14 protein-coding genes are annotated in these 13,811 nt (G+C 66.6%); 3 read left to right on the forward strand and 11 right to left on the reverse strand.

Annotation, left to right across the window (positions count from 1 at the left end):
• Positions 1-267: a MoaD/ThiS family protein gene (locus tag AB0280_RS12875; RefSeq protein ID WP_307492955.1), complete on the forward strand. Its 267-nt coding sequence runs from the start codon at positions 1-3 to the stop codon at positions 265-267.
• Between the two features lie 91 nt (positions 268-358).
• Positions 359-1,933 carry an HNH endonuclease signature motif containing protein gene (locus AB0280_RS12880; RefSeq protein WP_307492957.1) on the forward strand — a complete coding sequence of 525 codons (1,575 nt, stop codon included), beginning with the start codon at positions 359-361 and terminating at the stop codon, positions 1,931-1,933.
• A gap of 75 nt (positions 1,934-2,008) precedes the next feature.
• On the opposite strand, the gene AB0280_RS12885 is transcribed toward AB0280_RS12880, so the two are convergent.
• The 10 genes from AB0280_RS12885 to truB all read right to left on the reverse strand — a co-directional run bounded on the left by AB0280_RS12885 (position 2,009) and on the right by truB (position 12,060).
• On the reverse strand, positions 2,009-2,506 hold the full coding sequence (locus tag AB0280_RS12885) for a DUF1579 family protein (protein WP_307492959.1): 498 nt from the start codon (positions 2,504-2,506) through the stop codon (positions 2,009-2,011).
• Positions 2,507-2,612: 106 nt separating this feature from the next.
• Positions 2,613-3,956 (reverse strand): M16 family metallopeptidase, encoded by a 1,344-nt coding sequence (locus AB0280_RS12890; protein WP_159632347.1) that lies wholly within the window; start codon positions 3,954-3,956, stop codon positions 2,613-2,615.
• A 112-nt stretch (positions 3,957-4,068) separates the two neighbouring features.
• Positions 4,069-6,327, reverse strand: coding sequence for a polyribonucleotide nucleotidyltransferase (locus AB0280_RS12895; RefSeq protein ID WP_159635603.1), 2,259 nt, complete (start codon positions 6,325-6,327; stop codon positions 4,069-4,071).
• Between the two features lie 242 nt (positions 6,328-6,569).
• Positions 6,570-6,839, reverse strand: coding sequence for a 30S ribosomal protein S15 (gene rpsO, locus AB0280_RS12900; protein ID WP_043452786.1), 270 nt, complete (start codon positions 6,837-6,839; stop codon positions 6,570-6,572).
• Positions 6,840-7,039: 200 nt separating this feature from the next.
• Positions 7,040-8,299 (reverse strand): kynureninase, encoded by a 1,260-nt coding sequence (locus tag AB0280_RS12905; protein WP_366367424.1) that lies wholly within the window; start codon positions 8,297-8,299, stop codon positions 7,040-7,042.
• Positions 8,296-9,150: a tryptophan 2,3-dioxygenase gene (gene kynA, locus AB0280_RS12910; protein WP_224025592.1), complete on the reverse strand. Its 855-nt coding sequence runs from the start codon at positions 9,148-9,150 to the stop codon at positions 8,296-8,298. Before kynA ends, AB0280_RS12905 begins: the two co-directional genes overlap by 4 nt.
• Before the next feature lie 36 nt (positions 9,151-9,186).
• A complete protein-coding gene (locus tag AB0280_RS12915) occupies positions 9,187-10,170 on the reverse strand; it encodes a bifunctional riboflavin kinase/FAD synthetase (protein WP_307492254.1) in 984 nt (327 codons plus the stop codon).
• 99 nt (positions 10,171-10,269) lie between these two features.
• On the reverse strand, positions 10,270-10,719 hold the full coding sequence (locus tag AB0280_RS12920) for a hypothetical protein (RefSeq protein WP_159632351.1): 450 nt from the start codon (positions 10,717-10,719) through the stop codon (positions 10,270-10,272).
• A gap of 19 nt (positions 10,720-10,738) precedes the next feature.
• The gene (locus AB0280_RS12925; RefSeq protein ID WP_159632352.1) at positions 10,739-11,092 is read right to left on the reverse strand and encodes a hypothetical protein; all 354 of its coding nucleotides are present in this window, start codon (positions 11,090-11,092) and stop codon (positions 10,739-10,741) included.
• 2 nt (positions 11,093-11,094) lie between these two features.
• Positions 11,095-12,060: a tRNA pseudouridine(55) synthase TruB gene (gene truB, locus AB0280_RS12930; protein WP_307492257.1), complete on the reverse strand. Its 966-nt coding sequence runs from the start codon at positions 12,058-12,060 to the stop codon at positions 11,095-11,097.
• Between the two features lie 137 nt (positions 12,061-12,197).
• Between truB and AB0280_RS12935 the strand changes: the two genes are divergently transcribed.
• The gene (locus AB0280_RS12935; RefSeq protein WP_307492259.1) at positions 12,198-13,355 is read left to right on the forward strand and encodes a pyridoxal phosphate-dependent aminotransferase; all 1,158 of its coding nucleotides are present in this window, start codon (positions 12,198-12,200) and stop codon (positions 13,353-13,355) included.
• Positions 13,356-13,373: 18 nt separating this feature from the next.
• Here AB0280_RS12935 and trxA read toward each other — a convergent pair whose 3' ends face one another.
• Positions 13,374-13,811 (reverse strand): thioredoxin, encoded by a 438-nt coding sequence (gene trxA / locus AB0280_RS12940; RefSeq protein WP_307492260.1) that lies wholly within the window; start codon positions 13,809-13,811, stop codon positions 13,374-13,376.

The following is a 13,811-nucleotide window of genomic DNA, read 5'->3' on the forward strand; positions in this document are numbered from 1 at the left end:
ATGCTTGTACGCTATTTTGCTGCCGCGCGCGCTGCAGCCGGCTTCGAGGAAGAAAAGTTCCAGCTGCCCGAGGGCGCCACGGTAGCGGACCTGCTGGCAGCCATCGCCGCCGTGGAGCGCGCGGAGCCTCCGGCGGGCACTCCGCCGTTTCCCCGGCTTCTTTCGCGGAGCAGCTTCCTGCTCAATGAGGTGGCCGTGCGGGACCAGGCAACCGTCCTTGGCCCCGATGACGTCGTGGACGTGCTGCCGCCCTTCGCCGGGGGCTAGGCGCTTAGGGCTGCTGGAGCCATGACGGTTTTGACTGTCGGGGTTTCGCGGTAGGGGCTTGATTGTCAGACCCACGCTGGATGATGTGGGTATGGGAATCAGCGGTGGTCTTGGGGCGGTGTTGGAGGGTGTTCATACCTCTGTTGCTGCCCTTGATGCTCTCGCTCTTGAAGACCGGAACCTCGAACATTCAGCGCTGAAAGCTGCGGCTGGCGATATTGACGTGCTGCAGCACCGGTACGAGCTGTGCCTGGAAGGCTTGGAGCTGATGGCCCGGCTGGAGGCGCAGCTCGCCGCGGTAAAGTCCCGGCAGGCTGCGCGGGCCGTTGAACTGCAGGAGGCGATGACGCCGCCGGATGCTTCGGTCCAGGACCGCACCTACGCGCAGATGTCGACGGTGGAGGAGATCGCCGGGGTCCTGACCCTCAGCTCTGCCGCAGCTGGGGTGTTCGTGGAGCAGTCGCGGCGGATTTGTTCCCTGCCGCGGGTGTTCGATGCACTGTCCGCCGGGGACATGTCGTGGCAGCACGCCCGGATTGTCGCGGACGAAACCGAGAGTCTCGATGGGGCTGGTGCTGTTGCGTTGGTTGCGCATTTCTTCGACCCCGACGCACCCCAGCCTGCCCGTGGCGCGGCCCCCGGCGACCTCGTTCCGTCCCGGTTCCGGGCGAAGGTCCGTGGGTGGCGGGAACGCCACCACCCCGAGTCGATCGAGAAACGCCACGCAAAGGGAGTGGCTGACCGGCGGATGGAATTCACCCCCGACCGCGATGGCATGGCCTGGGTCTCCCTCTACCTCCCCGGCGACACCGCCTGCGCCTTCTGGAACCGGACCACCGCCACCGCCCGCGGACTCCAAGGCCCCGACGAACCCCGCACCCTCACCCAGCTCCGCCCCGACATCGCCGCATCACTGCTTCTCGGCACTGGGAACACCACACAGACCGGGAAATCCACGGAGGTCGGGAAGGTCCCCGCCCCGCGGGCAGACGTCCTGGTGATGGTGCCCGTATTCTCCCTGCTCGGTCAGACCGATGAACCCGCAATGCTCGATGGTTTCGGCCCGATCCCGGCCTCCATGGCCCGCAAACTTGTCGCCGACGGGGCAGAATCGTTCTACCGGGTCCTCATCGACCCCCGCGACGGCGCACCACTGGAAATCGGCCGCAAAAACTACCGGCTCACCGAAACCATCAAACGCTGGATCAGGCTGCGCGACGCCAAGTGCACGTTCCCCGGCTGCACCAACCGCACCCCCGACAACGAAACCGACCACCTACAAGCGTGGCAACACGGCGGCGTTACCGGAGCAAGTAATTTGGCTCAGCTGTGCCCAAGGCACCACCGGCTCAAACACAACAGCAGGTGGACACCCGGGCCGGCCAACAATCACGAACCGCCCGGCTGGACTTCACCCACCGGACGCCATTACAACCCAGAGCATCAGGATGCAGAACCAACCCACTGGCCGCCCGCCGCGGGACTCTTGAATGCGTTTCCCCATGAGGAAAGTGCATTGCTGGGCACAGACCCGCAGGAAAAGTTCCTTACGCCAGAATCGATCCCCCTCGATGACCCCCTGTGGGATGAGTTCTACTCGCGCCCTTTCATGCTGCCGCCAGACCCATTGAAGGACTGTTGGAACATGATGCAGTCCTGGCCATAGTGAACCTCGAGCGCTCCTCCTTCACAGTGTGGGCCCTCGACACCCCGGCGAGCAGTTCAAGCCAGTCGAAGCACCTCAGGCCCGGTGGAAGACCGAGCGCATAAACGGCCTGTAGGCCGGGCTTCGTCCATCCGCAGCTGCTTCCGCACCTGCTGTGCCGCCGTCGTCGTCCCTGGCAACTGAGCGCAATTCGGTGACGTGGGTCAGGACACCGTCACGGAGCAGGAGGGAGTGGCGGGTCCATCCGGCGTCGCTGGGACGATCAACGCGGAGGACGCCGTGGCGCCAGGTACAGCGCGCGGCAGTACCGGGCGGCACGCCAGTACTGTCCACGTAATACCAGAGCACGTCGTTGTGGACCGGATCGACAGTGAAGATGCCGTGGCCTTCAAAATGGCTGCCGTCCGGTTCGACGTGGCGGTAGCTCTGCACGACGCCCAGTCCCGCGGCCACCCGGCTGTAGGTCACCTCGGCGTCGACACTGCGTTCGGGCCCCCATGGGCCTGCAGCGACGTGGGTTTGGCCCCGCCAGTGGCCCAGAAGGCCGGACAGGGCAGGATGCCCTTGCTCCATTTCGTGCACCGCCCATCGCCCCGCCTGCAGACATGAACCCCCTGCACCTCAGGATGGACTCTTCTGCGTGGCGCCGCCAGCCTCTGTGCCGTATGCAGCCGGTTGGCTACAGCCCGAAGGTCTCGTTCTCCTCGAACGGGCCAACCACTGTGACGGTCCGCGGCGCCGCGGCGAGTTCGGCAGCCAGTTCCTGGACCTGTTCAACGGTGACGGCCTTGATAAGGCGCAGCGTCTCATCAATGTCCTGGTATTCACCGGACACCAGTTCGGCCCTGCCCAGCCGGGACATCCGCGAGCCCGTGTCCTCCAGGGCCAGGACGATTCCGCCGCCAAGCTGTCCCACGGCCTTGCGGAGCTCGTCCTCGGAGATTCCGTGTTCGGCGAGCTTGTCCAGCTCGATCGCCAGCAGGTCCAGCACCTGCCGGACCTTGGATGGTGTGCAGCCCGCGTACATGCCGAAATAGCCGGCGTCGGCGTAGGACGAGGCAAAGGAGTAGGTGGAGTACACCAGGCCGCGCTTCTCGCGGACTTCCTGGAACAGCCTGGAGGACATGCCGCCGCCCAGCACCGCATTCAGGACGCTCATGACGTAGCGGCGCTCGTCGGTGGCAACGATGGTGGGGCATCCCATGATGATGTTCGCCTGCTCCACCGCGCGCTTGACCACGTGCAGGCCGGCGGTTCCGGTGATCAGGGCACGTTCGGTGGACCGGCGCTGCACCGGTGCCGCGTCCGGTTCCAGTGACCAGCCCGCGGCCTGGAGGGCGTCCACCACAAGGCCGCAGACGACGTCGTGGTCCAGGCCGCCCGCGGCGGTGATGACCAGTTCCTCCGGTTTGTAGTACCTGCGGTAGTGCTCCCACACCGAGTCCCTGGCAACGGCCTTGATGGCCGCGGGGGTGCCGCCGATGGGACGGCCAAGCGGGTGGCTTCCCAGGACCTTGGCCACGAAGTGCTCGTGGGCAACATCGGTGGGGTCATCGCTGTCCATGGCGATTTCCTCGAGGATGACGTCCCGTTCCTGCTCCATCTCGTCAGGGTCCAGCACGGCGCCGGTGATCATGTCCGCTATGACGTCGATGGCCATCGGCAGGTCCGAGTCAAGGACCCGGGCAAAGTAGCAGGTGCTTTCCTTGGCGGTGGCCGCGTTCGATTCACCGCCCACCTCATCAAAGGCGGAGGCGATCTCCAGGGCCGTGCGGCGCCTGGTGCCCTTGAACAGCAGGTGTTCAAGGAAGTGGGTGGATCCGTGCTGGCCGGGAGCCTCGTCGCGGGAGCCTACGCCCACCCAGAAGCCGATGGTGGCTGACCGTTGGCCCGGCATCGCTTCCGTCAGTACCCGCACTCCCCCCGGCAGCACTGAACGCCGGACCTCGGACCCGCCGTCGGAGCCGTGGACCAGGGTGTCGCCGGCGTGGTTCTGCTCAAGCGGCAGGGGTACAACAGTCATTGATGCCTTTCAGGACGGGCAGCCGGATCTGGCTGCCATCGTAACAGCGGCGGGACCGGTGGATCATCCACCGGTCCCGCCGCTTCATGCTTGTGCCGGGAAGCCCGGGCTGTTAGACGTCAGCGCCTTCGGCAGGCTCCGTGGCGTGGGCGCGCTCGGAGTCGGCCGGAGCCTCTTCCTCAGCGACCACCGGGGCGAGCGAGAGCTTTCCGCGGTCGTCAATCTTGGTGATTTCCACCTGGATCTTCTGACCGACGGAGACCACGTCTTCCACGTTGTCCACGCGCTTGCCGTTGGCCAGCTTGCGGAGCTCGGAGATGTGCAGGAGGCCGTCCTTGCCCGGGGTCAGCGATACGAAGGCACCGAAGGTGGTGGTCTTGACGACCGTACCCAGGTAGCGCTCGCCGATTTCCGGGACCTGCGGGTTCGCGATGGCGTTGATGGCGGAACGTGCTGCGTCGGCAGACGGACCGTTGGTGGCGCCAATGTAGACGGTGCCGTCGTCCTCGATGGAGATGTCGGCGCCGGTGTCTTCCTGGATCTGGTTGATCATCTTGCCCTTGGGGCCGATGACCTCGCCGATCTTGTCCACGGGGATCTTCACGGCGATGACGCGCGGTGCGAACTCGGAGAGCTCGTCCGGGGTGTCGATGGCCGAGTTGATGACCTCGAGGATGTGCAGGCGGGCTTCGCGGGCCTGCTTCAGGGCTGCGGCCAGGACCGAGGCCGGGATGCCGTCGAGCTTGGTGTCCAGCTGGATGGCCGTAACGAACTCGGAGGTACCGGCAACCTTGAAGTCCATGTCACCGAAGGCGTCTTCGGCACCGAGGATGTCGGTCAGGGCTGCGTAGCGTGTCTGGCCGTCCACCTGGTCGGAGACCAGGCCCATGGCGATGCCGGCGACGGCGGCCTTAAGGGGCACACCGGCGTTCAGCAGGGACAGGGTGGAGGCGCAGACGGAACCCATCGACGTCGAACCGTTGGAGCCGAGGGCTTCGGACACCTGGCGGATGGCGTAGGGGAATTCCTCGCGGGACGGCAGGACGGGCACGAGTGCACGTTCGGCCAGGGCGCCGTGGCCGATTTCGCGGCGCTTGGGCGAGCCCACGCGGCCGGTTTCACCGGTGGAGTACGGCGGGAAGTTGTAGTTGTGCATGTAGCGCTTGCGCGTGACCGGCGACAGCGAGTCGATCTGCTGTTCCATCTTGAGCATGTTCAGCGTGGTGACACCCATGATCTGGGTCTCGCCGCGTTCGAAGATGGCGGAACCGTGGACGCGGGGCAGGACCTCGACCTCGGCGGTGAGCTGGCGGATGTCCGTCAGGCCACGGCCGTCGATGCGGACCTGGTCCTTGAGGATGCGCTGGCGCACAACGTGCTTGGTGACCGAGCGGAACGCTGCGGACAGTTCCTTCTCGCGGCCTTCGAACTGGCCGGCGAGGCCGGCGAGGACCTCGTCCTTGAGTGCGTCGGAAGCGTTGTCGCGTTCCTGCTTGTCGGCGATCTGGAAGACGGCGGCGAGCTTGTCGGCGGCAGCGGACTCGACGGCAGCGTAGGCGTCGTCCTCGTAGTCCAGGAAGACCGGGAACTCGACCGTGGGCTTGGCAGCGCGGGCGGCCAGGTCAGCCTGGGCGTCGCACAGGGCCTTGATGAACGGCTTGGCAGCCTCCAGGCCCTCGGCCACAACCTCTTCGGTGGGGGCGGTGGCGCCCTGTTCCTTGATGAGGTTCCAGGAGTTGTCCGTGGCTTCGGCCTCGACCATCATGATGGCAACGTCGTCACCGGCAACGCGGCCGGCAACCACCATGTTGAACACGGAGTTCTCGAGCTGGGAGTGCTTGGGGAAAGCAACCCACTGGGAGCCGTTTTCGTCGTTCACCAGGGCAACGCGGACGCCGCCGATGGGGCCGGAGAACGGCAGGCCGGACAGCTGCGTGGACATGGAGGAGGCGTTGATGGCCACCACGTCGTAGAGCTCGTCCGGGTTGATGGCCAGGACGGTGACCACGATCTGGACCTCGTTGCGCAGGCCCTTGATGAAGGCGGGGCGCAGCGGGCGGTCCATCAGGCGGCAGGCCAGGATGGCTTCGGTGGACGGGCGGCCTTCGCGGCGGAAGAATGAGCCCGGGATACGGCCGGCAGCGTACATGCGCTCTTCGACGTCGACGGTCAGCGGGAAGAAGTCGAAGCCTTCACGCGGGTGCTTGCCGGCGGTGGTTGCGGACAGCAGCGCGGTGTCATCGTCGATGTACACCATGGCCGCGCCGGCTGCCTGCTTGGCAAGCCGGCCGGTTTCGAAGCGGATTACGCGCTTGCCGAAACGGCCATTGTCAATGACTGCTTCCGAGAACTGGATTTCGGGACCCTCCAAGAGAGTCACCTCCGTTTCTTTTTTGCGGAAGTCCAGCCGCATCAACCTGGCCAGCATCTGTCTACTGGCCCTGCACCCGGTCATCGATCGAGACCCACGGGCCGCCGGCTTCAGTCAACGAAGCCGTTCCCGGGGATCACTACCGAGGACCGCGAATGCGTGATGCGGTTGATCCTCCTGTTTAGTTTTTCATTTGAAGAAGGCGGCCCGTTCCGGATGGAAAGGGCCGCCCCAAAGCCAGACTAGCGGCGCAGGCCGAGGCGCTCGATGAGCGAACGGTAGCGGGCGATGTCAGTCTTCTTGAGGTAGCTCAGCATGCGCTTGCGGCGACCAACCATGGCCAGCAGACCGCGCTGGGTGTGGTAGTCGTGCTTGTGCTCCTTCATGTGCTCAGTCAGATCCTTGATCCGCTGGGTCAGGACGGCAACCTGGACCTCCGGTGAACCGGTGTCGCCTTCGGCGGTTGCGTATTCCTTGATGATGGACTGCTTTACAGCGGCGTCAAGTGCCACAATAACTCCTTGGGAATGTGCCGTGAGGGCCCAGGTCAGTAACTCACTGCCGGGTCTGCCGTGTTCGTCCGCCCCGGTAATCCGGAAGGGGCCGCCACCAACAGGAACCAGCCGCCACGGACTGCAGCGGGATCCATCGTCCAGTTTACCGGCCCGGGCCTAACCTTGTCGAAACACGTGCGGCGGGATCACCGCTGTGGTCAGCCCTGCAGCCTGTCCCGGATGGCGGCCATGCCGTGGAGCACTTCGGCAAAGCTGGTGCTCAGGGGTGACAGGCCCACCCGGATGCCGTGCGGCGAGCGGAAGTCGGGGATGACGTCGCCGTCCCACAGGGCCTCGACGGTGGCCTTGGTGAACCCGGCGTGGTCCACCGTGATGTGCCCGCCCCGCTCCCCCGGATTCCGGGGCGTGGCCAGTTCGGCTCCCAGGGGTGCCAGCCACGCGTCGAAGACCTCAACGGCGAAGGCGGTAAGGTCTTCGGACTTCGACCGGATGGCGGCCATGCCGGCCTCTTCGATGAGGTCCAGGGTTCCCTGCATGGCGATCATGCCGAAGATCGCGGGGGTGCCGCTGAGGAACCCACGGATGCCGGATGCCGGCTGGTAGCCGGCCGCCATTTCGAAAGCGTCTTTGCGTCCCATCCAGCCCCAGATCGGCTGGTTCAGTGCGGGCAGGTGCCGTGCGTTGACGTAGGCGAACGCCGGGGAGCCGGGGCCTCCGTTGAGGTATTTGTAGGTGCAGCCGGCGGCCAAGTCCACGTCCGCGCCGTCCAGGTCGATCTCCACCGACCCCGCCGAATGGCACAGGTCCCACACCACCAGGGCGCCGGCGTCGTGCACTGCTTTGGTGATGCCGGGCAGGTCAGCGAGGTGGCCTGAACGGTAGGCGATCTGGCTGAGGAGGACGACGGCGGTGCGTGGCCCGGTGGCCTGGCGCACCTGCTCGAGCGTCACCCCTGCGGCGGGGTCCGGTTCAATCCAGCGGAGGGTCAGGCCTTCCTCGAGGGCGATGCCCTCCACCAGGTAGCGGTCGGTGGGGAAGTTTTCGGTGTCGAGCACCAACTCGTTCCGGTCCGGGTCTGCCACGGCGGCGAGGGCTGCCCGGATCAGTTTGTACAGCACAACGGTGGTGGAGTCGGCGATGATGGTCTGCCCCGGCGCCGCACCCAGGACGGCACGGCCCAGCTGGTCGCCGATGGCCTGCGGCATGGCGAGCCATTGTTCGTCCCAGCCTCGGATCAGCCGTCCGCCCCACTCGTCGCGGATGAAGGCGGAGACGTCGTCCGCCGTCCGCTTCAGGGGCCGGCCCAGCGAGTTGCCGTCCAGGTAGGACAGGGGCGTGTCGGTGCCGATGAAGTGGTCCCGGTAGTGCGCCAGGGCGTCTTTCCGGTCCAGCTCTTCGGCGCGCTGCCGGAGCGTTTCCGCCGTCACGCCGGCGATGTTTTCCTGGTGGATGCTCATTGTCCGATCTCCGTCCTGACCGCGAATAATTCCGGGAAGAACGTCAGTTCCAGGGCCTTCTGCAGGAAGGTCACACCGCTGGATCCCCCGGTGCCGGTCTTCATGCCGATGGTCCGCTGGACGGTGCGCAGGTGCCGGAACCGCCAGAGCTGGAAATTATCCTCCAGGTCCACCAGTTCCTCGCAGGCCTCGTAGGCCGCCCAGTTGTCCGCGGCATTCTCGTAGATGTGCTTGAAGAGCGGTACCAGCTCCGGGGTGAACTCGTGGGCGCGGGTCACGTCCCGGTCCAGGACTGCAGGCGGGACGTCGAAGCCCTGCCGGGAGAGGTAGGCCAGGAACTCGTCGTAGATGCTGGGAGCAGCAAGCAGTTCCTCGAGCATTGCGTGGGCCTCAGGATCGGATTCGAAGACCGGCAGCATCTTGCGGTTCTTGTTCCCCAGGACGAACTCAACGGCCCGGTACTGCGCAGACTGGAAACCTGACGAGTTGCCCAGGAAGCCGCGGAACTGCGAGTACTCGGTGGGCGTCAGGGTGGCCAGCACGGACCACTGCTCGGTGAGGGTCTTCTGGATGTGCTTGACCCGGGCGATGCCCTTGAGTGCCGAACCGAGGTCGTCTTCGCGGAGCCAGGCGGCGGCGCTGCGCAGTTCATGCAGGACCAGTTTCAGCCACAGCTCCGTGGTCTGGTGCTGGATGATGAACAGCAGTTCGTCGTGGTGTTCGGGCTGGCTGACCGGCTGCTGGGCACTGAGCAGGGTGGGGAGCTGCAGGTAGGAGGCGTAGCTCATCCGTGAGCTGAAGTCGCGGACAATCCCCTTATCCAGCTTGCGGGTGTTCTTCTCGACGGACACGTCCTGCCTTTCGTTGTTGTCACCCGGGCCGTACTGTCAGCGGCCGCCCAGGAGCTGGTGGGCCTGCGCCACGTCCAGCCGCATTTGTTCCACCAGTGCCTCAGGGCCACGGTAGGCCACCATGCCGCGAAGCCGCTCCACGAATTCAACGATCACTGTCTGGCCGTACAGATCGAAGTCCTCTACGGCTTCCTTGGGCCTGTCGATGACGTGCGCCTCGACCTGGCGGCTGACGCCGTCGAACGTGGGGTTGGACCCCACGGAGATGGCCGCGGGCCAGCGCTTGCCTGCCTGGTCCACCAGCCATCCGGCGTAAATGCCGTCGGCGGGAATCAGCCCTGTGGCGTTGGAGGCAAGGTTCGCCGTGGGGAACCCCAGTGCCCTGCCGCGGGCGGCGCCGTGGACCACCTCGCCGCGCATCCGGTGCGGCCGCCCCAGGACCGATGCAGCGGTGGTGACATCTCCGGCCTGCAGCGCTTCGCGCACCCAGGTGGAGGAACAGCGGCGGTCCGTGCCGTCGTCGTCATGCAGCGGGTAGCCTTCGGCCCCGAATTCGCTGATCACCTGGACATCGAAGCCGAATTTTTCGCCGAGCGCCTTCATGGTGTCCAGGTCGCCGGAGTTGCCGCGGCCGAACCGGGCATCGTGGCCGATGACCACGTGGCTGGCGTGCAGGCAGTCCACCAGGTACTGCTCCACGAACTCTTCGGCCGTGAGGCTGGCGAGGTCCAGGGAGTACTTGACCACCAGGACCGCATCCAGGCCCAGTTCGCCCAGCGCCTCCAGCTTGTCGTCCAGGCCCATGATGAGCTCCGGTGCAGCCTCCGGCCGGTGGATCACAGCGGGGTGGGGGTCGAACGTGACGGCCACTGCCTTGGCATGGGAGAGGCGGGCCGACCGGATCAGCTGGGACAGCACCTGCTGGTGGCCTCGGTGAACGCCGTCGAAGTTGCCGAAAGTGACAACAGATGGGCCGAAGTCCGCCGGGACATCGGACGGATCGTTCCAGATGTAAACCATCACCCTCGCCTTAAGCTGCCTGAAAGCATCAACGTTCCGGGACCCTTCCGGCCGCGGAACTCTTCAAGATTACCCGGATTCACTGTGCAGCTTTGCCCGTCACTGCGCAGTCTTCGCCTGTGAGGGCCGGCGCCGGTACAGCCACACCAGTCCCAGGATGGGCAGCAGCAGCGGGATGAAACCGTAGCCGCGGCCAAACAGCGACCAGACAGTCTCATGCGGGAACTGCACGGAGTCCAGGATGCTCAGGGTCCCCACCACGAGGACGCCGGCAAGTTCCACCAGCACCGCCGCAACCGAAACCTTGAACCATGTGGTTCCGGCCTTGGCCAGTGACACGGTGGCCAGGATGTAGACCAGGGCGGCAAAGGCGGAGAGCAGGTAGGCCAGGGGTGCTTCGGAGAACTTGGTGAGGATCTGGTAGCCGGCGCGGGCGGTGGCCGAGATGGCGAACACCCCGTACACCGCGATCAGGAGGCGCCCGGGCCCGGTATTGCGGGTGTTGCGGACGGTTTCTCCGGTGGCGGGCTGGGCCTGCTGGTCTTTCATTTCTGCTGCTTCTTCCACTTCAGTACCAGATCTGGTTCATTCGGGCTGCCATCACCAGCGCCGTGACGCCGACGGCGGCCAGGACAAAGTTGCTCCACCGCGTGCGCTCCAGGATGGACCAGTAGATGGCGGCGGGTGGCAGGAGCATCGCGGTGGCCATGTAGCCCCAGAACTCCCAGGCTTCCCCTGCGATCGGTTCGCCGGCGATCACGCGGACGATCGACCCCACCAGGTAGACCACCAGGGCCACTTCGACGGCCACGACGGACAGGATGGTGACGTCGTTGGGTGCCTTCTTCAGGATCCCGGCGCCCAGGCACAGCAGGGTGGATACCAGGCCGACCACCAAGATGATCCAAAAGTACGCGTCCACGCCTATGCCTCCGCTGCGGAGGTTGTTGCCGCACCGTCGCCAGACCCGGCCCCGGCGCCAGGCCCGGTGCCCGGGGCGAAGACCAGGACCGGTTTGGCGTAGCTTCCCGCGTCGGCGAGAAGGGCCACCAGGCTGCCGTCGGGAGCGAAGGCCGCGGCAGGGTGCTCCACCGTGGCGGCGCCGGGCGTCCCGGCTGCAGCACCGGCCGCGATCCGCCGGCCGAAGGAGATCTCGGCGGTTTCTTCGGCGGTGAGTTCGCGGTTGGGCATCAGCGCCCTGGCGGCGAGGGACATGTCCAGGACATTGAGCTCATCGGCGAGCTGTTCGAGGGTGCGCGCCTGGTCCAGTGAGTAGGGGCCCACCTGGGTCCGGCGGAGCGCGGTGAGGTGGCCGCCGACGCCGAGGGCGTTGCCCAGGTCCCGGGCGAGGGCACGGATGTATGTGCCGGAGGAGCATTCCACCGTCACATCCAGGTCCACCACGTCCGCCGCCGCGTCCCTGCGGATGCCATGCACGTCGAACCGGTGGATGGTGACGGGGCGCGCGGCGAGCTTGACGTCCTCGCCGGACCGCACGCGGGCGTAGGCGCGTTCGCCGTTGACCTTGATCGCGCTGACGCTGCTGGGCACCTGCTGGATGTCGCCCGTCAGCTCCGCGACGCCGTCGTGAACCTGCTGGTCGGTGATGCCGGCCGCGCTGGTGGTGGCCGTGACCTCGCCCTCCGCGTCGTCGGTCACCGTGGACTGGCCCAGGCGGATGGTGGCGGTGTAGGTCTTGGAGGTGCCCACGATGTAGGTCAGCAGGCGGGTGGCTTTGTTGATGCCCAGCACCAGGACGCCGGTGGCCATGGGATCGAGGGTTCCTGCATGCCCCACTTTCCGGGTCCCTGCGAGGCGCCGCATCCGGCCAACCACATCATGGCTGGTCCATCCCTGCGGCTTGTCCACTATCACCAGTCCAGAAAGCACGCCTCCCAGTATATGGGCGCGGGTTGGGGCGCATGTGCAGGGTACCGGCCGGGAGCGGACGACGGCGGCGGCCCACCACTGCGGCCACGTCACCGGGCGGGGCGGAGGCGGGGCAGGGGACGGCTAGGATGGCTGGCATGCCTGAGCTTGCCGCCCATGTCCTCGACGTGCCCGTCAACCAGATCCGCGAGATTACCGAGGCCGCCTGGCGCACTCCCGGCGCCGTGGTGCTCAGCATCGGGGAGCCGGGCTTCCCCCTCCCCCGACACGTCCTGGACGCGGGCATCGCCTGCCTGGACCGGGACGAGACCGACTACACGCCCAACGCCGGGATCCCGGCCCTGCGCGAAGCGTTCGCCGCCAGGTTCCGGGAGGAACAGGGCGTGGACGTCGGCGCGGAGCGGGTGTACGTGGTGTCCGGCGCCCAGCAGGGCCTGCACTTCGCCATGAGCCTGCTGCTCTCCCCCGGCGACGAGATCCTGATCCCGAACCCGGGCTACCCCACCTTCGCCATGACCAGCCGGCTGCTGAACGCCGTTCCCGTCGGCTATCCCCTGCACCCGGACCACGGCTTCCAGCCCCGGGTCGCGGACGTGGAAGCCCTGATCACCAGCCGCACCCGGGTCCTGGTACTCAACTCCCCGTCCAACCCGCTGGGCGCCGTGCTCAGTGAAGACCTGGTCCGTGAGCTGGTGGAGCTGGCCCGAAGGCATGACATCTGGGTCATCTCGGACGAGTGCTACGAGGCGTTCACCTACGATGTCCCGCATGTCAGCCCGGCACGGTTCGACGGCGGCACGGCGGAGGATGCGCGGGTGTTCACCTCGTTGACGCTGTCCAAGACCTACGGCCTGACGGGCCTGCGGATCGGCGCGCTCATCTGCCCGCCGGGGCTGGAGCAGCAGATGGACAACGTCATGGAATCGATCGTCTCCTGCGTGGCGTCCGCCCCGCAGTACGCCGCGCTCGCAGCCCTCACCGGGCCGCAGGACTACGTGCGGCACGCGCACCAGCACTATCGGGACAACCGGGATGCGGCGTCCGCGGTCCTGGCGGCGAAGGGCATCCGCTACCTGCCGGCGCAGGGCGCGTTCTATCTGTGGGCGGACATGTCCCATGTGACCGGCGGCGATGTGCGGAGCTGGGTCCGGCGGTTCCTGGCCGACTCCGGGGTGGCGCTGGCTCCCGGAACTGCGTTTGGATCCATCGGCGAGGGGTGGGTCCGGATCGCGCTGTGCGGCCGGAAGCAGGATCTGTTGGAAGGACTGTCCCGGCTTCCTGCCTCCGGCCGTTAAAACCCGGGCCAGGCAGTATCAGCTGCGGGCGCCGGCCAACGCTTTGTCCAGCCAGGACCGCAGCGCCTCTGCCGGCGCGGCGCCTGCCTGGCGGGCCGCGACCTTGCCGTCCACGAGCACCATCAGCGTGGGGATGGCCTGCACGTCGAACCGCCGCGACAGGCCGGGCGACTTGTCCACGTCCACCTTTACCAGCTTGATCTTCCCCGGCCGTTCACGGGCCAGCTTGTCCAGGACGGGGCTGACCATGCGGCAGGGTCCGCACCAGACCGCCCAAAAATCCACCAGCACCGGAACTGAGGACTGCTCCGCCACGGCAGCGAAGTCACCATCGCCTGCGGACACGATCCACGGCAGGTCCGCCTTGCAGTTGCCGCAGCGGGGGTGGCCGGCAGCCTGGGCGGGCACGCGGTTGGTCTTCCCGCAGCTGGGGCAGCTGACGAGTGTGGGTTCCAT

Origin of the sequence: Pseudarthrobacter sp. 902506025 (assembly GCF_040702325.1) — a bacterium.
Lineage (GTDB): Bacteria > Actinomycetota > Actinomycetes > Actinomycetales > Micrococcaceae > Arthrobacter.